The sequence below is a fragment of the Paenibacillus nuruki genome, assembly GCF_963311185.1.
Classification (GTDB): Bacteria; Bacillota; Bacilli; order Paenibacillales; family Paenibacillaceae; genus Saccharibacillus; species Saccharibacillus nuruki.
On the sequence record NZ_OY725677.1, the window covers coordinates 1382643 to 1406785 of the forward strand.

The following is a 24143-nucleotide window of genomic DNA, read 5'->3' on the forward strand; positions in this document are numbered from 1 at the left end:
ACATTTTATATATTACTTTTTTACAAATGATTGAGTATAGAAGCCAATGAATAGTTCGGGATTGGATAATAATGTGATGCCAATGATTCATTTTGATGATATGATACAGTATAAATTGGTCTGAATAGTATTCTGGATAGATGGAGGATGCACAAGCGATGACAATTACAATGATATGGGCACAAGCAAGTAACGGAGTGATTGGAAAAGATAATGATCTGCCATGGCGCTTGCCTCGTGATATGGCTTATTTTAAACAACAAACCCAGCATAAGACAGTCGTTATGGGTCGTAAAACGTGGGAATCGTTTGGTGGGAAGCCACTACCTAATCGTCGCAATATTATTATTACACGTAGTCAGGAGTTTACAGCTACAGATGCTGAAGTAGTTTATTCTGTAGAAGAAGCGATACAACTGGCAGGACAAGACAATGAATTGATGGTGATTGGTGGCTCCACGATCTATGAGCAGTTTTTGCAGTATGCAGATCGTCTGCTGATGACAAAAATTGATCATGATTTTGCAGGAGATACTTATTTTCCAGAAGTGGATTGGTCTCAGTGGCAACAAGCCTCAATCACTAAAGGTATTCGCGATGAGAAAAACGATTACGATTACCGATTTGAAGAATATTTGCATATTTAATCATTTTATGAGATATTTATGCGAAAATAAAAAATGAGTTATCTTTACAAGTATACGTATAGCATAGGAATGAGTACTTATTTTCAGCTTAAATGTTAGCAAACAGTCTAAATATAAGCTTGAAAAAGTAGGAAAATAACAGAAATATGCTTGCAAGATGTTTCATCACGGTGTAATCTCTATGTAAAAAGTACAAACAATCATGCGCATAATCCATTTGGTATTCATTTGTGTGAATGATAATCTAGAAAATAAACTTATTGTAAGTAAAATGTAGCATTCCAAAGATTGTAGATGTATCCAAGGTAAGCTAAATACAGAAAGAAACCAGCTTTGAATATCATACAATATCTGTAACACAGGCTCAGCAGTGACAGAACGGATGGGGGAAATGTTAAAATGTCTACACCAACTGGATTCATGGAATACAAAAGACAAATTCCCGCGGATCGCAATCCGCTTGAACGCGTAAAAGATTGGCAAGAGTTCCACAAACATATGGCAGAAGATGAGCTTCGTACACAAGGAGCTAGATGTATGGATTGTGGAACACCTTACTGTCACACAGGAATGGATATGGCAGGTGGAACTTTTGGTTGTCCGGTTCATAACTTGATTCCTGAATGGAATAATTTGGTGTATCGTGGATTGTGGAGAGAAGCATTAGAGCGTCTACACAAAACAAATAATTTTCCTGAATTTACAGGGCGTATCTGTCCAGCACCGTGCGAAGGCTCTTGTACGGTAGGTCTGATCGGACAACCGGTAACGATCAAAACGATTGAAGAAGCGATTATCGAAAAAGGTTTTGAAGAAGGTTGGGTTGTTCCACAACCACCTGAAAAACGTACAGGTCGTCGTGTAGCGGTTATCGGATCAGGTCCAGCCGGTCTGGCATGTGCAGCACAATTAAACAAAGCAGGTCATTCGGTAACCGTCTATGAGCGTTCTGATCGTGTCGGTGGATTATTGACTTATGGTATTCCAACGATGAAATTAGATAAAGGTATTGTTCAACGTCGTGTGGATCTCTTGATAGCAGAAGGTATTGAATTTATTACAGGTACTGAAATCGGGAAAGATATTCCTGCACAACAATTAGTTGATGAGTATGATGCAGTGATACTTTGCGGCGGTGCAACGAAACCGCGTGAATTCAATATTGAAGGTAGCGAACTCAATGGCGTTGTCTATGCAATGGATTTTCTAAACGGTTCAATCAAAAGTTTCCTTGATAGCAATCTTGAAGATGGTAATTACTTATCCGCTCAAGATAAAAACGTGATTGTAATCGGTGGCGGTGATACAGGTTCTGACTGTGTGGCTACTTCTGTCCGTCATGGTTGCAGTACAGTAACTCAGTTCGGTACTCATGATAAAGCACCACTCGAACGTGATCCAATTAGCAATCCTTGGCCACAGTTCCCTAATGTATACACACTGGATTATGCACAAGAAGAAGCAAAAGCGATATTTGGTAGTGATCCACGCGAATTCTCAATCATGACGACTAAATTTGTTGGAGACGAAAATGGTAACTTGAAAGAGTTACACACGATTCAAATTCAACGGATTGTAGATGAAACAGGTCGCAAAATCTATCAACCTATCCCGGGTACTGAAAAAGTATTCCCTGCGGAACTTGCGCTTATTGCTATCGGATTTGATGGTCCTGAACAAACATTGCCTGAACAGCTGGGTCTGGCAACAGATCGCTGGACAAATGTTAAAGCACGTTATGGTAAATACAATACCAATGTAGAGAAAGTATTTGCTGCTGGTGATATGCGTCGTGGTCAAAGTCTAGTAGTATGGGCGATTAATGAAGGACGCGAAGCTGCGCGTGAAGTGGATAAATATTTGATGGGTTCTACAGTTCTGGTCTAATTAGAATCGATAAAGTGATATGTACTGTTAGCATGGTCACAATCGATTAATATCGTTGTTATAGATCATAATAAAAGCTAGGGTGTGCCGAAGATATTGCTGGCGTACCCTAGCTTTTATTGTATTTAACTTGCTAATCTTGATTTCAAATATCGGTCTAAGCTCAAAAGAAAAGCCTAAAACTTCAATCGAAATTTGAATAAGGCTATGGTATAATAAATAGCAATAGCAAGTACGTGGGCAAGGGGGCTACACTCCAGGGTGTGGTCCCTTTTTGCCGCTAAGATGCAATCCATTCCCGGAAAGGAATGAACGAAATGAAAATATTAATCGTAGCAGAAAAGCCAGATATGGGACGGAATATTGCTGCTGTGATGGAGCCTAAAGCACGCAATCACCGTACATATCTGGAAGGGGAACAATATATTATTACATGGGCAATCGGTCATTTAATAGGGCTAGCCGAACCGGATGCGTATGATCCCAAATATAAAAAGTGGAACTTCGGCGATCTGCCTATTATTCCAGAACAATTCAAAATAGTACCTAACCCAAGAACCAAAGATCAATTGAATACGATCGGAGAATTAGCCAAGCGCTGTGACCGCATTGTAAACGCCTGTGATGCCGGACGGGAAGGGCAACATATATTTGCGTTAATCCAGCGTCAATTGAAGCTTACACAGCCTGTCAAGCGCTTATGGATATCTGATCTGACACCAGAAAGTATTCGCAAAGGGTTTGTTGAATTAAAAGATGGACAAGAATTTGACAATTTAACTCGTGCAGCAAGAGCACGTAGTGAAGCAGACTGGTTGATCGGCATGAATGCTTCACGTGCATTTACGATCAAGCATAATAATCTATTATCTGTTGGACGTGTACAGACGCCTGTATTAGCGCTAATCTATGATCGGCAAAAAGAAATCGAAGCGTTTGATTCGCAAACGTTTTATGAAGTACGCGCTACGTTTAAGCAAGCAGATAAAAGTTACACTGGAGTCTGGCAAGGCGATCGTATTACCGATCAAGCTAAGGGACAAGCGATTGCAGATAAAGTAAAAGGTAAAGAAGGTCGTATCACCAAATACGATATTCGTGAAAGTAAAGAGTATCCATACAAATTGTATGATCTAACGTTATTACAACGGGATGCGAATGCCAAGTTTGGTTACTCTGCTAAAAAAACATTGGATACGGCGCAAGCTTTATATGAAAAACATAAAGTGATCAGCTATCCACGTACCAACTCTAACTATGTAACAGAGCAGAATATTGATGGAATGCATAAAGTTCTCGGTATGCTCAAAAATACACCGTATGAACAATTAGCAGAAGGCGCAGAAGGTAAACGAGTGCATATAAACAATAAAGCAGTCTGTAATCCATCCAAAGTGGAAGATCACCATGCTATTTTGCCGACATTAAAAAAGCCGGGCACCCTTAGCAAAGAAGAACAGCAATTGTATGATCTGATTGTACGTCGTTTTCTAGCTCAATTTTATCCACCTGCTGAATACAAGCATCATACGGTAATGACAACGGTAGAACAGGAAACATTCAAAACGGCGGTAAAAGAACTACTATTTCTAGGTTGGAAAGCCACATTGCCGGATAAAGATAAATCCAAATCTTCAAGCAAGTCTGCAAGCAAAGGTGAAAATGGTAAAGAAGAAGAACCTGAAGAAGAAGTTCAAGAGCCATTTGTCATCAATGATCAGCAATCTGTGCAATGTAGCAAAGCAGAAGTGAAAGAGAAAGCAACTCAACCGCCCAAGCACTATACCGAAGGTACATTGCTCAAAGCGATGGAGAGTGCGGGTAAGCAGATTGAAAATGAAGAATTGCGTGATGCGATGAAAGAATCGGGTCTGGGTACACCCGCAACGCGAGCGGCAACGATTGAACGATTAAAGCAAGTTGGATATATCAACACACAAGGCAAAAAGATGGAATTAACATTGAAAGGTCGAGCCGCTATTGAATTGATTCGTGCTGCTGGAGTGGAACTACTGACTTCTCCAGAAATGACAGGTCAATGGGAACGTCGACTGAACCAAATTTCACGTGGAGAAGCAGATTCAGATCGTTTTTTGGAAAGTGTTAAGAAATTTGCCGCTTCTGTGATTGAAAAAGTAAAAACACAGACCCCTGCGATTGCTGGGCGGTTTGGCGATGATTCCCGTTCTAACAGTAAAGGTAAACGTTCATCAACATCGACAAAGACGGCTTCAAGTAAAGGAAGTACAGGTGCAACCAATCGTAGTAAAAGTAGTGCTGCTAACCAAGCCACTACCAAGTCAGCGTCTAACAAAGCTCCATCAACAGCACGTTCAGCGACAGCAACTGTATCGATGGGAGCAGCTGGAGAACATACCGCACTGGGGACATGCCCTAATGCTAATTGCGGTGGACAAATTATTGAAGGACGCAAAGGGTACGGTTGCTCGCATTTCAAAAAAGGATGTACTTTTGTGATCTGGAAAGAATTTGCCGGTAAAAAAATATCGGTATCTATGCTCAAAACGTTATTGCAAAAAGGTGAGACTCAAGCACTTGCTTTCAAAAAAGGCAATGAAACACATAAAGGACGGATCAAGTTAGTGGATCAAGAATCAGGCAAATTAATTGTAGAAGCTGTGAAATAAATCTAAGATTTATTTTGTAGGAATAAGCTATGTACACATGAAAAAACGGACCGGGAGTTAACCCGAAGTCCGTTTCTTTTGCTGTTGAGTTAAGCTGTCATGAATAACTTGAGGTACTTCAATCAATTGCGATATGGTATAGAACGGAAGATCATCTTCATGCTGAAGTTGAACAACGTCATAAGCCCATTCATGAGATTGTTTGAGATAGATCGTATTCAATGAAGCATGTAGAGCCGGCTGAACATCAGAACGTAAAGAATTACCGATCATCCAAGTATCCTGACGTGGAAGTACATGAGAATTAATAATTTCTTCGAGCGCATGAATATTTTTGTGTTGACGAATAAAGATACGGGATTCGAAATAAGAGGTTAATTTCATCTGATCAATCTTACGTTGTTGAATCACCGTTTCGCCACCGGTATAAAGATATAAGGTGTGTCCTGCTTGTTGAAGAATCTCTAGCGTTTCAACCATACCCGGATAAGGTTCGACTTCTTTCTCATAGACGCTATTGCCGAGTAAACGCAATTGAGTTTCTTCTTTTTCGTTAATAGGTCGTCCAAATAATTCACTGAAATGATGGTACGTTTCAACTAATGATTTGGGAAAATGTTCACTAGCAAATCCGACTCTGTGAACGCCAGCTACATCAATTTCGATCTGCTTTTGCCGAATCGCTTCCATAGTGATGTCGTGATTGTTAAACCATTCTGATAATAAGCTAATAAATTCGTCTAAAATAAGATTGAAATATTTGTTACAATGGATCAGCGTATCATCCATATCAAAGATAAGGTGCTGATGTCTGATATCTTTCATGTGAGTCACTCCTTAAATACGGATATACGATTCGAGGAACAGTTGAAGCTCAGAAGCACCGTCCTGTCGAATACTAAAACGTTCAATATCGCCTCTACCGAGGTGGATACGTAATAAGCCTGCCACTCTAAGCATCATCAGATGATGCATAAGCGATTCTTGCGGTTGTAATAGATAGTGAGCCATATCTTGCAGAGAACGCGGTTCACCGCCAATATAGCGCAGCATACGCAGACGTTCTGGATCGGATAATGCTCGTGTCATACGTAGCAACACATTTGGTGGATCTTCTTCGTCTTGTTCAGGTACATCAACCGGATATTGAATCAATAATACACCTTCATAGAAGCAATACGTATTGATCGGACGATTGTGTACAGTAGGGAATAAGATCACCGTGTTCAGTTCAGGGAAAGGATCTACCACTAAGCCGCCTGAAGCATATTCAATCAGAGCTGTAGGGTCCATTTTATCCAGCAACCCTTTTTTCTCTTTAGCGTCTTCTGTGATCAATTCAAGAATTTCAGCTTCCATATGATGAAAATAATGCTCATACCATAATTTTAACAGTGGAGCATAACTGGTCTGGATCCGTCTTGTATCAATTAATGTCATAGCCGGGAGCAGTTCATGAATCTCATTCCACATTTCATCTTCAGGTGCATTTTCTAAATGATCTAAAAAATCACGAACAGAACCGTCGGCATGACGACAGCTTGCCCAGGCATACAATACATCAAAATCATCAAAAGGCCACGAAGAAGCTTCCAATATAGCAGAGCGTACTCCAGGGCTTAGTTGGTTGTCGATGTCTCTGATCCATTCTGAACCCAGATCGATATCACGAATCCATTTTTTGGTCACATAGACCATAAAACTTCCTAGTAAATCGTAGATCGGAGACACATCTATTTTCACGTCATAGCTCATGAAACCAGAACCCTCCCAAATAGTATCTATTCAACAATAAATGAATCTGATTTTAGATTCAACATAGTGTAACAATATAACCTGTTTGTACGTCTAATATCAAGTTATACCATCGGTTATCGTCCTGTTATTATGGCTTGTTTACTTATACATTGTCTACTATAATGTTCGGATGGTATTTCGCAAAAAAAAGATTTTATGATTCATTTACATCTTGTTTCATTACATAATTGGAGGAACCGTCGTGCTCAAAACATCGTCCCAACATTCGCAATCGATTCATTCTGTATCCAAAATTCATTTTGCTATTTTGATTATTGCTATTATAGTAGCAGGGATTAGTCAGGGAATGTTATTACCTGTACTGGCTATTTTTCTAGAAAAAATGGGCGTTTCTTCCACGTTAAATGGATTGAATGCCGCAGTATTGTATATCGGTTCATTCGGTATGACACTGGTTGCAGAACGATTGTTAGGCGTTTTAGGATTTAAAAAGTTAATGCTAGGAGGATTATTGTTAGTCCTTATCACTTTGCCTCTATTTCCAGTGTACCCAAGTATCGCCTTCTGGTTCGTGCTTCGGTTATTAGTCGGTATCGGAGATAGTGCTGTTCATTATTCTGCTCAATTATGGGTACTTATGGTCACGCCGTCTGAACATAGAGGACGTAACCTTTCGATATACGGGATGTCGTATGGTATAGGATTCAGTATTGGACCACTTGGTATTAAATTGTTAGATTGGGGTATCTATGCACCGTTTCTTTTACTTGCTGGATTATTTCTAATCGTAGTTATGCTAGTAATCTGGAAGTTACCGAATGGAACTCCTGAAAAAACAGCAACCAATGAACCTGCACAACGCCGTTTTGTTAAAAGTTATAGCTGGGCATGGTATGCACTTATCCCAGCATTTCTATACGGATATATGGAAGCGGCAATGAATAGCAATTTCCCTGTCTATGGATTAAGAGTCGGCTTTTCTACAGGGGATATCGCCTTCTTACTTCCTTTTATCGGTATCGGAGGATTGATTCTTCAACTTCCTTTGGGAATATTAAGCGATCGCTATGGACGCAAAAAAATGCTTATGATCTGTGGAGGGCTAGGCGGATTGTTGTTCTTATTCGTTCCGATGGCAGAAACAAATATGATCGCTATTGCAGCTATTTTTGCATTGGCTGGAGGTCTGATCGGTTCTTTCTTTTCACTTGGACTTGCTTATGCCGCAGATATGTTACCCAAAATGTATTTGCCGGCAGCTAATGTCTTAGCTTCGTTCCATTTTAATGCAGGAAGTATTATTGGACCGGCGCTAGGCGGAAAAGGAATCGAGATGGGCTCAACAGCTAGTTTATTTTGGGTTTTGGGTGGTTGTTATATGATTTTTGCAGCAACAGGTTTTATATTTAAAGAAAAATCGAAATAATCCGGTGCCGTAGATGGCATTTCTGTGCTTTTTCCCCTAAACTAATAAGTGATGGCTACACCTCAACACTCAAACAGTATTCACGTATATACAGATGATAGTAAACACGAATAAGTCTTAAGCAATCACTAGATAGAGAAGGGCGGCTCATAATAGATGTCGATGATCAAAATAGAGAATCTTACAAAAACGGTCGGTGAACATAAAACCAAAGTATTGGATCGGATTAACCTAGAAATTCAACATGGTGAAATGATCGCTATTTTGGGACCGAGCGGTAGTGGTAAAAGTACATTACTTAAATGTCTGGCAATGAAAGAATCATGGACAGATGGTAGTTTTCAGGTCGGTGATATCGATATTATGAAAGCAGGCTTTAGCGGTAAACGCAAAATATCGCGTGAATGGGCATATGTTGAACAAAGCCCTCAACTTCATCCTGACCGAACAGCGCTCAAAAATGTGTTGATCGGACAAGCCGGACAAACCCCAATCTGGCGTATGCTTACAGGTATGGTGCGATCCGATGATTATATGGGCGCAATGGATGTACTGGAAAGTCTGGGCTTATTAGATAAAGCACATCAGAAAGCCAGTACGTTAAGTGGTGGGGAGCGTCAGCGTGTAGCGATTGCACGATCGCTTGCTCATGGTGTCAAAGTAGTTTTAGCGGATGAACCGATTACAGGGCTTGATCCGAAGTCAGGGGAAGATGTTATCAAAACACTTCGCGCGCTATGTAGTAGTGAACGAGTCACGATCATTACAGTGATTCCATTAGAGTTAGCAGAAAAATATGCAACTCGTATTATTGGATTACAAGAAGGACATATTGCTTTTGATATTAAAGGTAGACGATTGACCAGTTCAGAACGTCGATTGTTATAACAGATTTAGTTAATGAAAAGAGTGATACTATTGAAATGGAATCTATGGGTGCGCTTGGCGACAGTCACTACATTACTGATCTTGTTGAGTGGTTGTGAACTCATTTCAGATCCGAAAGGGCTTATGCAGTTGCCACAGCTTCCTTCGGATAAACAGACATTAAGTAGCACCATCCAAGCAGCATTACCTCCAGGAGCCAAACTTGCCAATCCCAAAAATGGGAATGCTAACGATTGGATTCAACAAGCAGATCTAGATGGAGACGGCAAAATGGAAGCTATCGCTTTCTACACCACGTCAGATGCGCGAATTAACGGAATGATTTTTGAACAGTCGGGTTCTGATTGGGTTAAAAAAAGAGATATTGAAGGTCAAGGATATGTGCTAGAAAGTGTAGAAATCAAAGATATTACTCATGATGGTCATAAAGACCTGATCGTCGGTTATTCGAATGCGATCAATACGATCAATAGTGGCGTAGATAGCATGCAGAAAAATCTAGTTATTTATAGTTATGACAAAGGTGAGTTGAATATTGTAGATAAAAAGCCATACACTTATTATGAGATATTAGATATGAATGGTGATGGCATTGATGATCTAACGACGATGTACATGAGTCGTAACAGTTATTTGACGATTACTAATTTCCGCTACAAAGACGGTTTTCAAGAAGTGGATTCGATTGATCTGGATTCAACGATTACTTTAGGATTCTATAATGTAGTATCTGGCAAAGTGTCTAAAGACCAGAATGGTATTATTATGGATCAATTACTAGGGATCTCCTCTGGATTCACACACCTCATTATTATGGAAAATAATAAGCTTCGAGATGTATTCCCTTTAGGCAGAGCGGCTACATTCAAAGACTCTCTGATCTATAGTGATGATGTTAATGGAGATGGATTATTGGAAATTGGAATGCTACAAATTCCATTAGGCTGGGAAAATATTGAGCCTAGCGAAATTCCATACTTTACGTATTATTATCAATGGGATGGAGATAATGGTCTGAAATTAGTCAGTCAGCAATATCGAGATGATTCGGGACGATTTGTACTCAAATTTGCGCCAGAATGGAATGATAAGATTACGCTCGATACCAAGTCTAATAAAGATCAAGATTTACGCTTTATTTTAAAAGATACGGGAGAAAAAGTAGCTGAAGTACGCTTCTTCACTTCAACCCAATGGGCCAACCAAGCGAGTAAAGATTGGGAGCTTATTACCAACTCTAATGATCAATACATTGCACTTTGGCAAAATACAAAAAATAATCTGATATTGAATTGAGGGGGCCTTTTTTATGAGTAAAGTGTTAATTATGGAAGATGAAGAGTCAATCCGTAGTTTTATTATTATTAACTTAAAGCGCAATGGATTTGAAGTGATTGAGACTGAGAACGGTGAACAAGCGCTGCATATGTTAGAAACGGTACCGGATATCGATATTGCTTTACTAGATGTCATGGTTCCGGGGATCGACGGATTCGAAGTCTGTCGCCGTATTCGTGAAAAAAATGAACGGATTGGGATTGTCTTCCTAACAGCTAAAGTTCAAGAGCAAGATAAAGTCTATGCTTTATCTGTAGGTGCAGATGATCATATTAGCAAGCCATTTAGCCCAACAGAATTGATCGCTCGTATTCAATCTTTGTTACGTCGTGTGAATGTACAACGTGAATCCAATACCAAAGTATCGTTTGAATCAGGACCTTTCACTTTGGATCTTATCTCCAAACAGTTCAAGAAAAAAGGGCAACAAATCGAATTGACACCTACCGAGTTCTCATTGGTTCAATTTTTCCTAGAAAAAGAAAATACACCGCTTAGTCGTGATCTACTTTTAGATCATGTATGGGGCAAAGAGTATATGGGTGATCCCAAAATTGTAGATGTAAATATTCGTCGTTTGCGTCAAAAAATCGAAAACAATCCGTCTGAACCTGAATTCCTGCAAACAGTGTGGGGACATGGTTATAAATGGAGAGGCCGGGAGTCCTAATGATCAAAAAAGGCATTAGCCGCCAGATTGTTCTACATTACTTTATTGTAGTATTTCTGGCGTTACTCTTGGTAGAATTGGTATTTCTGTTTTCTATGCGCACATATTATTACGACAGTATTTACAATTATTTGAATAGTTCGACAGATGTACCACAGAATTATATCAGTGATCAGTCTAGCCCTGTGAAATATCAAGAAATTATTCAACGTTATGAGCTAGGTGATACGGTTGAAGTTCAATTGCTGGATACACAGGGAAATGTGTTGCAGAACTCAACCAACTTTAGAGTCGATAAGCCAATTCAGACCGGTGATATCCCGCAAGCATTAGCAGGCTCTACTGGACGTTGGATTGGCAAGCAAGCTGGCACAGGTGAAAATGTTATGGCGGTTACAAGACAAATTCAAGTGAATGGTGATAATTATCTGGTTCGTTATGTTACTTCACTAGAGCGTGTTAATCAGAAGTTATTAACGATTACAATGGTTGCTGTAGGCGTTGGAGCCGCAGTCTTGATTATTGTACTGGTTGTAAGCTTAGGGCTGGCTAATTCAATTGTACGACCGCTGAACAATATTATCGGTGTCTCGACATTGATGGCAAAAGGAGACTTTAACGCCCGAATCAAGGGGAACTATCCTCATGAAATTGGTGAGCTTGCTTCAACACTGAATTATATGGCTGAAGAAATTATTCGTAGTAATCAGATTAAAGACGACTTTATCTCTTCGATCTCTCATGAATTGCGAACACCTCTTACCGGGATTAAAGGATGGAGTGAAACGCTAGTCTCAGGTGGATTTGATCCAGAAGAGACTAAGCTTGGGATGAGCATTATTTCCAAAGAAACCGATCGTCTGATTGGATTAGTAGAAGAAATGCTTGATTTCTCTAAATTGCAACAGAATCAGATGAAAATGGTGATCGGGGAAGTTAATCTTAAAGAAGTATTGCAAGAGACGATGCTTAATGTCTGGGCAAAAGCAGAGCAGAAAAAAATTCAGCTGAAGTTAGAACCCGGTGCTCGTCCTTTTATAGTACAAGCCGATGGTAACCGTCTAAAGCAAGTTTTTCTAAATATTGTCGATAATGCGATCAAATTTTCACCGGAAGAATCTACAATCTTTATTATGCTTACAGAAGTCTCCCCTGAACGTGTACGAATATCGATTCAAGATGCAGGAATCGGTATTAGTCAGGAACATTTGGAAAAAGTAAAAGATCGCTTCTTCCAGGTGAATCCGAACCGGGGCGGAACAGGCTTGGGGCTTGCGATTACACAGCAGATTGTACAATTGCATAATGGTGAAATGTATATTGATAGTGAGATCGAAAAAGGCACCACAGTTATGATAGAACTTCCATTAACCAAACAGCAAGAAATACTACAACTAACTTAAAACAGACTAAACAAGGGGGATCACCATTTGACATTACAGCAACCTCAAGTTAACGATTTGCCACTTCGTATTATTAAAGCAAATCAGCAACATGCTGAACAGGTAACCTCTTTGTTAGTGAATGCAGCAGAGTGGATGGAGTCTAAAGGCATAGAACAATGGAAAAAGGAAATGTTTACTCCTGAGTTGATTCATAGCTATTTTCTAGAACGAGAAGTGTTTATTCTATACATGGCAGAGCAACCAGCCGCTATGTTTACTTTACAAGCAGGCGATCTGGAGTACTGGCAACAGCTGAATGATGAAGATTACTTTTATTTGCATCGTTTAACGGTACATCAAGATTTTCGCAGTGTAGGGCTAGGAGCTATTGCTATTCAGTGGGCTAGTGATTATGCACATAGTTCGGGTAAAAAAGGGCTTCGCCTAGATTGCATGGCGCATTTACCTACTTTGAATCGCTTTTATCAAAGTCAAGATTTTCGTTATATGGGTACACATGAGGTAAAAGGTCGCCTAGCTAGTCTTTATGAAAAGCTTGCGCCTGCCAAAGATCATCAGATTCGGTTAGAGTATTTTCTGGAAAAAGATTTCGATCAGTTGTTAGAATGGTCGGGAGATGCTGTGTTTCTACAACAATGGAGTGGATCAGGCTGGGAGTATCCGCTAGATCAAGATGATCTTAATGCTCATATAAAAGGAGCGAATCATCCACGATTTTCAGATCAGTTGATCTATATAGCTGTAGATCGCATGACAAATCGTAAAATAGGGCATGTAGCGTTAAGTAAAATAGATCGTAGTAACCGGTCTGCACGTATATCCAAATTATTAGTCGGTGATCCTGAAGCGAGAGGGAAAGGCTACGGGCGACAAATGATTCAAGAGCTATTACGGATTGGTTTTGATACTTTAGGAATGCATCGTATCACTTTAGGTGTGTATGATTATAATGGATCAGCAATTCAATTGTATGAGTCTTGTGGATTTAGTAAAGAAGGATTAATGCGCGATTCTTCTTGGTTAAACGGTCAGTATTACAGTGTATACGAGATGAGTATACTCGAACACGAGTGGAAAGCATTACAATAGCAAAATAAAAAGCGGAGCCATAAGGCTACCGCTTTTTATTTATTCTATACGTTGTATATCGTAATGATCATCATTGAAATAATCTATATTTACCAAAAGGATGTAATAAATTACAATCCGCCAGCACGCAATCTAGTGGATTTATCATAAACTTCTTGAAGTAAACGAGCAGGTTGTGTACGAACAACAGGCTTAGCATGGATAATCTCATAAGGAGCAACAACTTTGATATCATCAGCAGTACCTTTGATGACTGCACCTTCTTTGATCACTGCCCCTTCAGCGACAATCGCATATTCTACACGAGCATTTTTTCCTACAATTGCACCTGGCATAATCACACTATGACGAACATCGGCGAACTTACCGATTTCAGCGTTGTTAAATACAACAGAACGTTGTACATCGCCTTCTAATACCGCTTGATCGCTAACCATAGAGCATTGAGGGACTTGACGTTCACGAGCGATCGTATTTGTAGCATTTAAACTAGGTGAGAACATCGGCCAAGCTTCATTTTTAAGTTCAAACTGTTGATTTTGACTTAAAATATCCATATGCGCTTCCCATAAGCTATCGATTGTACCTACGTCTCTCCAGTACCCTTGGAATTCGTAAGCTACCACGATTTGGTGTTCTGCCAACATTTGCGGAATAATATCTTTACCAAAATCATGATTGGAATCTGCTTTGACTGCATCTTCGATTAGATGACGTCTAAGATATTGCCAGTTAAATACGTAGATACCCATAGAAGCTAGATTACTTTCTGGTTGAGCAGGCTTTTCAGAGAATTTGGTAATATTCATTGAAGAGTCAGTACTCATCACACCAAAGCGACTTGCTTCTTCCCATGGAACTTCCATAACAGAAATAGTTGCCATAGCATTGTGTTCTTGATGGTAGTTAATCATATCACTATAATCCATGTGATAAATATGATCGCCTGAAAGAATCAAAACATTTTCAGGATTAAGCGCATCAAGATAAGCGATATTTTTCGTGATCGCATCGGCTGTTCCCATATATTCACCTGTTGCTTCAGAAGACAACAGAGAGATGTTCATTTGAAGATCGGATGTGGACCAAGCATCCCCTTGATCGATATGGTCATGAAGCGATGCTGCTTCATATTGCGTCAGTACACCGATCGTATCAATGCCTGAATTCACGCAATTACTGAGAGGAAAATCAATAATCTTGAAGTCTCCGCCAAACGGAACTGCTGGTTTGGCTACAATTGATGTAAGTGGTGCGAGTCTGCGCCCTTCTCCTCCGGCCAGCAACATAGCAACACACTTTTGATTTTTCATTAACTTTTCCCTCCAACTGTATAGTGACAACGCTCGTGATGATGTAATAATTTATAACCTTGAAAGATATTGGTTGAAACAAGTTTATTGTAAAATTTTTTCATTAACCAATTCTTTGTTCCCCTAATTGCGTAGAAAGGTCTTTTCAACTAGAACAAATACGGGTAATAATTGTGGTTAGTGACTTAAATCGTTTACCTATTCTAATCAGAAGGATAATAAACTAGAATAGAAGTAGAAGATATAAAATAATGTAAAAAATAAACATACATCTACTATGTAGCGGGGGTGATTTTTTGAGTCAAAAACGAACAGTTTATGGAGAACCAACTCCTGAGGAACTTTATCTTTTTCATGAAGGCACAAATTATCATACGTATCGTCACTTTGGGTCTCATGTGACGTCAGAAAATGGTGAGTCTGGTGTACGCTTTACGGTATGGGCACCTGATGCCATACATGTCGGAGTCGCAGCAGACTGGAACAATTGGGATGGCGAACATCATCCATTACATAAGCTTCCCAACTCAGGAGTATGGACAGGATTTCTGCCGAATGTTCATGAAGGCAGTCTGTATAAATATCATATTACTCCATCTAATGGGGTGCCTTTTCTTAAAGCTGATCCGTATGCGCATTATGCTGAAGTTCGACCAGCGACAGCTTCTGTTGTTTCTTCATTAGCAGGATATACATGGAATGATGCGGTATGGAGACGCAAACGTCGCGCACCTTATCGTAAACCACTTAATATTTATGAAATGCATTTTGGAACATGGAAACAAAAAGAAGATGGGAGCTTTTATACCTATCGTGAGTTGGCAGATATCCTAATTCCTTATTTGGTAGATATGGGATATACGCATTTGGAATTGATGCCACTAACCGAACATCCGTATGATCTATCATGGGGTTATCAAAGTACTGGCTATTTTGCACCAACCAGTCGTTATGGAACACCACAAGAATTAATGTATTTTGTAGATGCTTGTCACCAAGCGAATATCGGTGTGATCTTAGACTGGGTTCCAGGACATTTCACCAAAGACGCACATGGTCTGAGAATGTTTGATGGTACACCACTATATGAATATGCTGACCCAGATCGAGCTGAAAAGATCGGATGGGGTACATTATCATTTGACTTTGGTAAGCCAGAAGTTCGTTCTTTTCTAATATCGAGTGCCTTATATTGGATGGAAATGTTCCATTTTGATGGTCTGCGTGTCGATGCAGTTACCAGTATGATCCGACTTGATTTTGGTAGAGAAACGGTTGGAGGCTGGAAGCCGAACGAACAAGGTGGAGCTGAAAATAAAGAAGCGATCTCGTTTTTGCAACAGCTCAACAAAACGATTTTTCAATATTACCCTCATGCTCTGATGATGGCAGAAGAATCCAGTGCGTGGCCGGGTGTGACGAAGCCTGCACATGAAAACGGGCTTGGATTTAACTATAAATGGAGTATGGGTTGGATGAACGATACGCTAGACTATGTCGAATCAGACTTCGACCAGCGCCCTAGTAAACATAATCTGTTAACGTTCCCGATTACCTATGCATTTGCAGAAAATTCCACGTTACCTCTTTCTCATGATGAAGTGGTGCATGGTAAGAAGTCGCTACTTGATAAAATGCCGGGTAGCTATGAGCAGAAGTTCGCAGGACTACGTCTGTTACTGGCTTATCAGATGACCCACCCGGGCAAAAAGTTATTATTTATGGGTGGCGAATTTGGGCAATTTATCGAATGGAAAGATCAAGATCAATTGGATTGGTTACTGCTTGAATACGATATGCATCAGAAAATGAAAAGTTACACACGCGAGCTAAATCATCTCTATCTACAATTACCTGCTTTGTGGGAACAAGATCATGAGTGGGAAGGGTATGAATGGTTAAATGCAGACGATGCTGCACGTAGTGTGATTACGTATATGCGTAAAGGTAAGAAAACTAACGATACACTGATTATTGCGATTAATTTCCAACCCATTCCACAAGTGAATTATCGTGTAGGTGTACCGAAAGCAGGAACATATGAAGAAATATGGAATAGTGATGAGCCTCGCTTTGGCGGAACAGGTGGACGAACAGAATCATTAGTCTTTTCTGAAAAAGAACCGTTCCATCAGCAAGAGCAAAGTATCGAAATCACTTTACCACCACTTAGCGTGCTTATATTAAAGCGTCGCACTTCCAATAGACGCAAATCATAGAAGGAGGACATAAACGATGAATATTTTATTTGCAGCAGCAGAAGCGAATCCTTTTATCAAAACAGGAGGTCTTGCTGACGTTATTGGCGCATTGCCTCAAGCTCTTCAAAAAGAAGGGGCAGATGTACGGATCGTATTACCCTTTTATAAAAGTATCCCTGCACCCATTCGTGAAAAGTCTGTCTTATTGAAAGTGATTCAAGTACAAGTGGGATGGCGTAGTCAATATTGCGGTATTATGCAATATATCGAAAATGGTGTGACCGTATATATGATCGATAACGAGTATTATTTTGGACGTGATGGGATCTACGGGTATGGAGATGATGGGGAGCGTTTTGCTTTCTTTAACCGTGCTGTGTTAGATATTTTACCAGTGATCGAATTCCAACCTGATATTATTCATGCTCATGATTGGCATACAGGCATGGTACCGATGTTACTTAAAGCACAATACCGTTATAACCCGTTCTATGCAGATATCCACAGCGTATTTACGATTCATAATCTGCTATATCAAGGTATTTTCCCTTATTCTGTATTGGGTGATTTACTTGGCATGGATGATCGTTATTTCCAATCTGAGGGAATCGAATATCATGGTAATGTAAGCTTTATGAAAGGTGGAATCGTGTTCGCTGATCAAGTGACTACGGTAAGTCCAACCTATGCGGAAGAAATCAAAATGCCTTATTATGGCTATGGATTAGAAGGGTTGTTAGGCTCACTGGGTGATCGCTTGCACGGGATTGTGAATGGAATTGATACGAAGAGTTATAATCCAGCAACAGATACGTATCTAACCAGTAATTATCGTAGTGCAACAGCGAAGCGTACAGCTAATAAGTTGGCATTACAAGAAGAATTAGGATTACCAATTGATGCTAAAATCCCTATGATTTCTATGGTTACTCGCTTGGCTGAATCGAAAGGATTAGATCTCGTCACTCGTGTACTTGATGAACTATTATATTATGATGATGTACAGTTTGTTATCTTGGGCACAGGTGAGCAAGAATACGAAGATTGGTTCCGTGAAGCGCTGTCTCGTCACTCTACTAAGCTTGCGGCAGAGATTAGATTCAGTGAAGGCGTAGCACGCCGTTTCTATGCAGGTAGTGATATGTTCTTGATGCCTTCCAAATTCGAACCTTGCGGGATCAGTCAATTGTTAGCGATGCGTTATGGTAGTATTCCAATTGTTCGTGAAACCGGTGGATTGAATGATACGGTACAATCGTATAACGAATTTACAGGCGAAGGTACAGGATTTACATTTGCTGCTTACAATGCACATGATATGTTATTCACTATTCGTCGTGCATTATCTATTTATAATCAACCTAAAGAGTGGAAAAAAGTTGTGAAAAATGCGATCACTGGCGAATATAGCTGGCAGGTATCTGCGCAAGAATATCTAGAAGTGTATCGTAAAGCATCTGAATCTTAAGGTCGTATAATAATTCAAAATAGTAGGTTAAGCTCAATGAGTGAAGCCAGAAAAGGCTACCCGCAAAATAAATGATAACGGGTAGCCTTTTCTTATTTTGTATAGGATGATTTGGTTATAACGTGCATTATCTATATGGATAAATCAATCAAGAGGTAGAGATGATTCTTGCTTTTGATTAAGTTATCGATGAGACACTCTAAATAACAGTAAAAGGTGGAAATACATATGCTTAGTCTAACCAGTACAAAATGGGAACTTCTCCACGGGCCGTATGGTAACGGTGGACATATTCCTTCACTTATCACATCATTACAACAACATTATGATCAAGAGCAAGCAAACGAATTATATTATGAAGAGTTATATCATCAGAACACAATTTATCCTAGTACGTACGTATCGGTTCCGTATTTGGTACAGATGGCACTGGAAGCTTCTGATCTTCAGACTCAACTGGATATTTATATCGTATGTGGAATGTTTGAAGCGTGGAATGAATTGCCTATAGGTGAAGACACTCATGAACCATCTAAAGAGTGGTATGATTATTTTACAGATTTAGATACTGAAGAAGTAGTGGATGTATACCAATCGTATCAACAATCGATACTAAGGTTAGAGTCCGTTTTAGACAAAATTATCACACAGATCTATGAGGTTGAAGAGAGTGAAAAGATTCATCTTTTAGCTGCTATAGCTGCTTTGCAAGGATACCGACATTGGGCGAAATGTTTTCTTATGTACAGTGATGGTGAAGAATACATAGGGGCATGTCCTAATTGTGATCAAGATCTCTATATATGGACCGATCAAAATAGTGAACTCACCGAATGGCGAGCTTATCCTACAGATCCAGTGATGAATATAGAAGCAAACTATCAAAAAATACGACCGGATGCGGAATATCAGAACCAAGAGGATCTGAAATGGTTATATACGTATATGACTTCATTGCAAATGACATATCGGGTAACCCAGCTAGCTTATTTAGGAGGAAAAGTGAATTGTCCTCATTGTTCTGACGATATATCTATAAGAGAAGCTTTATTAAAAAATATCTTCTAAATCGATTATTATATTAGGCTACAGCATTGCTCAACATAAGGGAGCGTTAGGCAGATATGAGTGAAGTAACCATAAGCAAAGAAGTATACCAACGATTACTATCGAATGAAAAGCATTATCAAAATATTATGGATTATTCTAACGATATGATTAGTCGTCATCAGATCAATACAGCATCTACCTATTTGTCAGTATCTGATGCAGCATATACATTAACAGGCTATACCCCAGAAGAATTGCTAGGAACCAGTGGATATCTCTATATACATCCAGAAGATGCTCCTCAAGTTATTGAATATATTAATGTCAGTCTGATTATGAATCATCATGTAACGATTGTATACCGGATTTTGCGCAAAGACGGTTCGTTTTTCTGGGCAGAATCTGCTTGTCATTATTTGTATGATGAACAAGGTCGCAAAAAAGAAGTGCTATCTATTACTCGTGATATCACAGAACGTAAATTGATTGAAGAACAATTGCAATACAGCGAGTGGCAAATGCGTCTTATTACAGATCATACATCTGATTTGATTTCTAGGCATGTAGCCAATAGTGACGTGACATACTTATATGCTTCACCCGCCTGTAAAATATTGCTTGGTTATACCCCAGAAGAAATGTTGGGTAAAAATGGACTAAGTTATGTACATGAAGATGATGTAGAGAAAGTACGTAACTACTTAACAGCCGTTCAATATGTGCAATCCGACCCAGAAGCGGTTATTTTCCGTTTTAAACGTAAAGATGGAACATATATGTGGTCTGAAACGACTTGTCGATATACGTATGATGAGCAAGGCGAATTGGAATATCTGGTAGCTGTCTCGAGGGATATTACCGAACGACGTGAACAAGAAAAAAGACTGCGTGAAAGCGAAAGTCGTTACAAATCGTTATTTGAACATAATCCTACAGGTATTAATGCTTTAAGTATAGATGGCACTTATTTGGCTATGAATAAAAGCATGGAGGATCTTCTAGGTTATACAAATGAAGATTTGAAAAATAAACCATTTGAACCTGTGGCTCATCCTGACGATCTAGCCAAAACCAATTATCATTTTGAATTAGCCAAAAAAGGTGAGACACAGACGTACGAAATACGCACTTTTCACAAAGACGGTCATATTATTGAAGTACATGTTACGAATGTACCGATTTATGTAGAAAATGAAGTGGTTGGTGTGTATGGGATTATTAACGATATTACCGAGCGTAATCAGTATTTAGCTAAAATAAAAAATTTAAGTAATCAGCAAGAGCTTATTTTAAATTCAGTATCTGAAGGGATATTCGGCGTCGATCTGGAAGGCAATACAACGTTTATTAATCCAGCCGGATCAGCAATGTTAGGGTACGATGTCAATCTCATGATGAATGAATATCATTTGAAGCAGATCGAGCAAAGTCAGCCAGATGGAAGCCCAGCGCTGGCGGGAGATACTCCGATTATGCGTTCTCTGTCAGATGGACAACCTCTTTACCGTGAGGAAGCCGTATTATGGAGACAAGATAATTCAAGCTTCTTAGCTTCATACCGTGTGACTCCTATTATTGATAACGGGGAACGCGTAGGTGCAGTAATTGTTTTTCGAGATCGTACGGAAGAAAATGAAGTGATTCGAGCACGTGAGATTGCTGAACAAGCAGATCGTGCAAAATCTGAATTCTTGGCAATTATTAGTCATGAATTGCGTACGCCAATGAACGGTATGATCGGTATGATTGAATTGTTGTTCGATACGTTAGAGACGCAAGAACAACGAGAATATGCTGAGATTATTATAGATAGCAACAATGCATTATTGAAAATTCTAAACGAGTTGTTAGACTTTAGTAAAATTGAAGCTGGGCGTATGGAGCTAGAGTATGGGGAAGTCAATATTCAGCATTTACTCGATCAAGTGACGGATATTTTTGTTACACCAGTACAGGAAAAGAAACTGTTTATTAATACACATATCGATCCCAAGTTACCTTCTTATATTATTGGAGATGAAGATCGATTACGACAGGTTCTGATCAATTTGGTCGGAAATGCTGTTAAATTTACAGAGCATGGTGGTGTATTGATTTCTGCTCATCTGAAGCCACAAGTTGATGCGCAATCGATTGTTGTAGAATTTTCTATTCAGGATACAGGGCACGGTATACCGGAAGATCAACAAGCCAAGTTATTCCAACCGTTCTCTCAGATCGGGACAGCGACCAATCGTAGGTATGGCGGAACCGGTCTAGGATTATCTATTTGCAAAAAGATTATTGAATTGATGGGCGGTTCTATTCGGGTTGAAAGTAATTCTAATCGAGGAGCTACTTTTGCATTTACACTAACATTAAATGCAGCCGATTATCCTGAAATCGATATGACTGCACAACAAATAGCTGCGCAGCCATCGGTACCGACTTCATTATACGGTCCTTTACGTATCTTGGTAGCTGAAGACAATGCAACGAATCAGAAAGTATTGTTAACCATATTAAGCAAGCGAGGGTATCAGGCAGACCTTGTAGAGAATGGGGCAGCAGCCGTAGAAGCGACCAGTCGTAAAATATATGATTTGATATTTATGGATGTGAATATGCCGATTATGGATGGTATGGAGGCAACACGTCGTATTCGTCAGCAACATCAATCTTCACCGATTATTGTAGCGGTGACTGCATTTGCTCGCAAAGAAGAACAGTTATTATGTATGGAAAGTGGAATGCAAGACTTTGTATCTAAGCCACTTCGGATCACTGATATTGAAGCACAGTTAGAAAAATGGTCAGAGTATATTCGTACGCATGATAGAAAATAATACAACCTAAACAAAGAAACTCTCTTAATGTTAGAGAGTTTTTTTGTTTACCATTCGGCTTGTTCTCGAAAATCAGAAGGCGTATATCCTGTTTCTCTTTTGAAAAATTTACTGAAGTGGGTTGCTTCTTTGAAGTTAAGATGTTCTGAAATGTGGCTGACCGATTGATCGGTATGCACAAGTAATCGCTTCGCTTCTAAGATCATTCGAGCAGAAATAAAAGCTTTGGCAGTCATTCCGGTTGCTTCTATAGAAGCTCTGGTTAATGTTTTTTCAGTACAATTTAAATAGTGCGCATACTCGCTAACATGACTCCATTCAGTGAAATGTGTCTCGACAAGCTTATGGAAATGAATAAAACGTTGTGATAATTGAGTATAGGTTATGGGAAGAGTATTTTTGTGCACAATATGAAGCCAAGTCATCAAGGTATAAAGTTGATAACGTAATAACATATGGACATCTTCGGTAGGTTCTGAGATCAGAGAATCTTCGATCATTCTAGCAATCGAATAAACAGCTCGATCTAATTCTTTATTAGTTAGCGTTAGTACTTTGGGTAGTCTTTCAATATCAAAAGCTAGCTTGTGTTCATTTAAAGTTGAAGACCTAGGTATAAGAAACTCGGAACGAAATAAAATAATCCAACCCTCCCAATCTTCATCTTTTCCAAAGTTATGAACCTGATTAGGAGAGACTACAAACAGAGTTCCTGATTTACACAAAACGGGTTCAAAATCAATAGATTGAGTACATTCCCCTTGAGTCACGCAAATAACCATATAGAATTTGTATCTATGATTAATATCTATTCTTCCTTCAGGTGTACGCTTTTTCAATTCGGAAAAACTGAAAATTTCTAAGTCGTATAAATAAGGCGAAGGTGGATTATATCCTAGAGCTTCTATTTTGACATTATGATTTAGTTGAACATTCATAGTATATATTTCCTTTCGGTGAGAAGTTGTATAAAAATATAATGTCCATTTTATATCTTTTTTAGTCCTGATATAGCCTTTATTTCATATCCTAAATTACCTAAAATGATCATATATCATCTTATCAATATAACATAGAAAAGGAGTTTGAAAAATGAATACGATGAACCATAACGAAATTACTGAAATTGTTATGGATATCGAGCACGCAAATAATGAGCGTTGGAATCAAGGCGATTGTTATGGTTATCTCGATAGTTATAGTGATGATATCAGTTACTTTGATCCGATTGCTGCGAAACTTCTCGTCGGTAAAGTAGCTGTAGAAAATCATATTTTGACACATTATAAAAATCCAAATATTATTCGAAGCGAATATATAGATCCAAATATAGCTATTAGTGAAGCTGGTGATCTCGCTGTACTCAGTTACAATTTACGCAATTTTGTAGTAGGAGAACATGGAGAAGAACAACTTCAGACTTTTTGAAACTCAACAGCCGTTTTTCGCCAGATCAATGGCAAGTGGCGTACAGTCAATGCACACTGGTCTTTCGTCCAACATCTAGGAATTATGTCGAGACTGGTACA

The 24143-nt window shown here is 39.2% G+C and carries 18 protein-coding genes; 14 read left to right on the plus strand and 4 right to left on the minus strand.

Features of this window, described 5'->3' with window-relative positions; translation table 11 throughout:
• Nucleotides 1–158: 158 nt before the first annotated feature.
• From RCP16_RS06230 to RCP16_RS06240, 3 genes are all read left to right on the plus strand, one after another.
• Entirely contained in the window at nt 159–647 is a 489-nt protein-coding gene (locus tag RCP16_RS06230; protein ID WP_308641899.1) for a dihydrofolate reductase, read from the plus strand.
• Nucleotides 648–1046: 399 nt separating this feature from the next.
• The gene (locus RCP16_RS06235; RefSeq protein ID WP_069325959.1) at nt 1047–2534 is read left to right on the plus strand and encodes a glutamate synthase subunit beta; all 1488 of its coding nucleotides are present in this window, start codon (nt 1047–1049) and stop codon (nt 2532–2534) included.
• Nucleotides 2535–2851: 317 nt separating this feature from the next.
• A complete protein-coding gene (locus RCP16_RS06240; RefSeq protein ID WP_308641900.1) occupies nt 2852–5182 on the plus strand; it encodes a type IA DNA topoisomerase in 2331 nt (776 codons plus the stop codon).
• A gap of 57 nt (nt 5183–5239) precedes the next feature.
• Here the strand turns inward: RCP16_RS06240 and RCP16_RS06245 are convergent, their stop codons facing one another.
• Both RCP16_RS06245 and RCP16_RS06250 read right to left on the minus strand, forming a co-directional pair.
• A complete protein-coding gene (locus RCP16_RS06245; RefSeq protein WP_069325957.1) occupies nt 5240–6007 on the minus strand; it encodes an HAD family hydrolase in 768 nt (255 codons plus the stop codon).
• A gap of 12 nt (nt 6008–6019) precedes the next feature.
• On the minus strand, nt 6020–6937 hold the full coding sequence (locus RCP16_RS06250) for a winged helix-turn-helix domain-containing protein (protein WP_069325956.1): 918 nt from the start codon (nt 6935–6937) through the stop codon (nt 6020–6022).
• Nucleotides 6938–7181: 244 nt separating this feature from the next.
• Here RCP16_RS06250 and RCP16_RS06255 point away from each other — a divergent pair, with 244 nt between their 5' ends.
• The 6 genes from RCP16_RS06255 to RCP16_RS06280 all read left to right on the plus strand — a co-directional run bounded on the left by RCP16_RS06255 (nt 7182) and on the right by RCP16_RS06280 (nt 13757).
• Nucleotides 7182–8366, plus strand: coding sequence for an MFS transporter (locus tag RCP16_RS06255; RefSeq protein ID WP_342671971.1), 1185 nt, complete (start codon nt 7182–7184; stop codon nt 8364–8366).
• A gap of 162 nt (nt 8367–8528) precedes the next feature.
• Nucleotides 8529–9254, plus strand: coding sequence for a phosphonate ABC transporter ATP-binding protein (locus RCP16_RS06260; protein ID WP_308642452.1), 726 nt, complete (start codon nt 8529–8531; stop codon nt 9252–9254).
• A gap of 12 nt (nt 9255–9266) precedes the next feature.
• Nucleotides 9267–10550 (plus strand): hypothetical protein, encoded by a 1284-nt coding sequence (locus RCP16_RS06265; protein WP_137221574.1) that lies wholly within the window; start codon nt 9267–9269, stop codon nt 10548–10550.
• A gap of 13 nt (nt 10551–10563) precedes the next feature.
• Complete coding sequence (locus tag RCP16_RS06270) at nt 10564–11262, plus strand: response regulator transcription factor (protein WP_069325954.1); 699 nt, start codon at nt 10564–10566, stop codon at nt 11260–11262.
• Nucleotides 11262–12665, plus strand: a complete 1404-nt coding sequence (locus RCP16_RS06275; RefSeq protein WP_069325953.1) for a sensor histidine kinase — start codon at nt 11262–11264, stop codon at nt 12663–12665. Before RCP16_RS06270 ends, RCP16_RS06275 begins: the two co-directional genes overlap by 1 nt.
• 27 nt (nt 12666–12692) lie before the next feature.
• Nucleotides 12693–13757 carry a GNAT family N-acetyltransferase gene (locus RCP16_RS06280; RefSeq protein WP_308641901.1) on the plus strand — a complete coding sequence of 355 codons (1065 nt, stop codon included), beginning with the start codon at nt 12693–12695 and terminating at the stop codon, nt 13755–13757.
• Between the two features lie 110 nt (nt 13758–13867).
• Here the strand turns inward: RCP16_RS06280 and RCP16_RS06285 are convergent, their stop codons facing one another.
• The gene (locus RCP16_RS06285; RefSeq protein ID WP_308641902.1) at nt 13868–15070 is read right to left on the minus strand and encodes a glucose-1-phosphate adenylyltransferase; all 1203 of its coding nucleotides are present in this window, start codon (nt 15068–15070) and stop codon (nt 13868–13870) included.
• 296 nt (nt 15071–15366) lie between these two features.
• On the opposite strand from RCP16_RS06285, the gene glgB reads away from it, so the two are divergent.
• The 4 genes from glgB (at nt 15367) to RCP16_RS06305 (ending at nt 22614) form a co-directional block, all read left to right on the plus strand.
• Nucleotides 15367–17289, plus strand: a complete 1923-nt coding sequence (glgB, locus tag RCP16_RS06290) for a 1,4-alpha-glucan branching protein GlgB (protein WP_069325951.1) — start codon at nt 15367–15369, stop codon at nt 17287–17289.
• Nucleotides 17290–17305: 16 nt separating this feature from the next.
• The gene (gene glgA, locus RCP16_RS06295; RefSeq protein WP_069325950.1) at nt 17306–18739 is read left to right on the plus strand and encodes a glycogen synthase GlgA; all 1434 of its coding nucleotides are present in this window, start codon (nt 17306–17308) and stop codon (nt 18737–18739) included.
• 228 nt (nt 18740–18967) lie between these two features.
• A complete protein-coding gene (locus tag RCP16_RS06300; protein WP_308641903.1) occupies nt 18968–19807 on the plus strand; it encodes a hypothetical protein in 840 nt (279 codons plus the stop codon).
• A 56-nt stretch (nt 19808–19863) separates the two neighbouring features.
• Nucleotides 19864–22614 carry a PAS domain-containing hybrid sensor histidine kinase/response regulator gene (locus RCP16_RS06305; RefSeq protein WP_308641904.1) on the plus strand — a complete coding sequence of 917 codons (2751 nt, stop codon included), beginning with the start codon at nt 19864–19866 and terminating at the stop codon, nt 22612–22614.
• Nucleotides 22615–22661: 47 nt separating this feature from the next.
• Here the strand turns inward: RCP16_RS06305 and RCP16_RS06310 are convergent, their stop codons facing one another.
• Entirely contained in the window at nt 22662–23552 is an 891-nt protein-coding gene (locus RCP16_RS06310; protein WP_308641905.1) for a helix-turn-helix domain-containing protein, read from the minus strand.
• Nucleotides 23553–23706: 154 nt separating this feature from the next.
• On the opposite strand from RCP16_RS06310, the gene RCP16_RS06315 reads away from it, so the two are divergent.
• Entirely contained in the window at nt 23707–24042 is a 336-nt protein-coding gene (locus RCP16_RS06315; RefSeq protein WP_308641906.1) for a Cif family virulence factor, read from the plus strand.
• Nucleotides 24043–24143: the final 101 nt, after the last annotated feature.

Bases quoted from the DNA above. Each gene is read 5' to 3' on its own strand.
- RCP16_RS06305 (WP_308641904.1), top strand. From the start codon at position 19,864: ATGAGTGAAGTAACCATAAGCAAAGAAGTATACCAACGATTACTATCG.
- RCP16_RS06240 (WP_308641900.1), top strand. From the start codon at position 2,852: ATGAAAATATTAATCGTAGCAGAAAAGCCAGATATGGGACGGAATATT.
- RCP16_RS06285 (WP_308641902.1), bottom strand. From the start codon at position 15,070: ATGAAAAATCAAAAGTGTGTTGCTATGTTGCTGGCCGGAGGAGAAGGG.
- RCP16_RS06265 (WP_137221574.1), top strand. From the start codon at position 9,267: ATGAAAAGAGTGATACTATTGAAATGGAATCTATGGGTGCGCTTGGCG.
- RCP16_RS06270 (WP_069325954.1), top strand. From the start codon at position 10,564: ATGAGTAAAGTGTTAATTATGGAAGATGAAGAGTCAATCCGTAGTTTT.
- RCP16_RS06260 (WP_308642452.1), top strand. From the start codon at position 8,529: ATGATCAAAATAGAGAATCTTACAAAAACGGTCGGTGAACATAAAACC.
- RCP16_RS06315 (WP_308641906.1), top strand. From the start codon at position 23,707: ATGAATACGATGAACCATAACGAAATTACTGAAATTGTTATGGATATC.
- RCP16_RS06235 (WP_069325959.1), top strand. From the start codon at position 1,047: ATGTCTACACCAACTGGATTCATGGAATACAAAAGACAAATTCCCGCG.
- glgA (WP_069325950.1), top strand. From the start codon at position 17,306: ATGAATATTTTATTTGCAGCAGCAGAAGCGAATCCTTTTATCAAAACA.
- RCP16_RS06275 (WP_069325953.1), top strand. From the start codon at position 11,262: ATGATCAAAAAAGGCATTAGCCGCCAGATTGTTCTACATTACTTTATT.
- RCP16_RS06230 (WP_308641899.1), top strand. From the start codon at position 159: ATGACAATTACAATGATATGGGCACAAGCAAGTAACGGAGTGATTGGA.
- RCP16_RS06245 (WP_069325957.1), bottom strand. From the start codon at position 6,007: ATGAAAGATATCAGACATCAGCACCTTATCTTTGATATGGATGATACG.
- RCP16_RS06250 (WP_069325956.1), bottom strand. From the start codon at position 6,937: ATGAGCTATGACGTGAAAATAGATGTGTCTCCGATCTACGATTTACTA.
- RCP16_RS06300 (WP_308641903.1), top strand. From the start codon at position 18,968: ATGCTTAGTCTAACCAGTACAAAATGGGAACTTCTCCACGGGCCGTAT.
- RCP16_RS06310 (WP_308641905.1), bottom strand. From the start codon at position 23,552: ATGAATGTTCAACTAAATCATAATGTCAAAATAGAAGCTCTAGGATAT.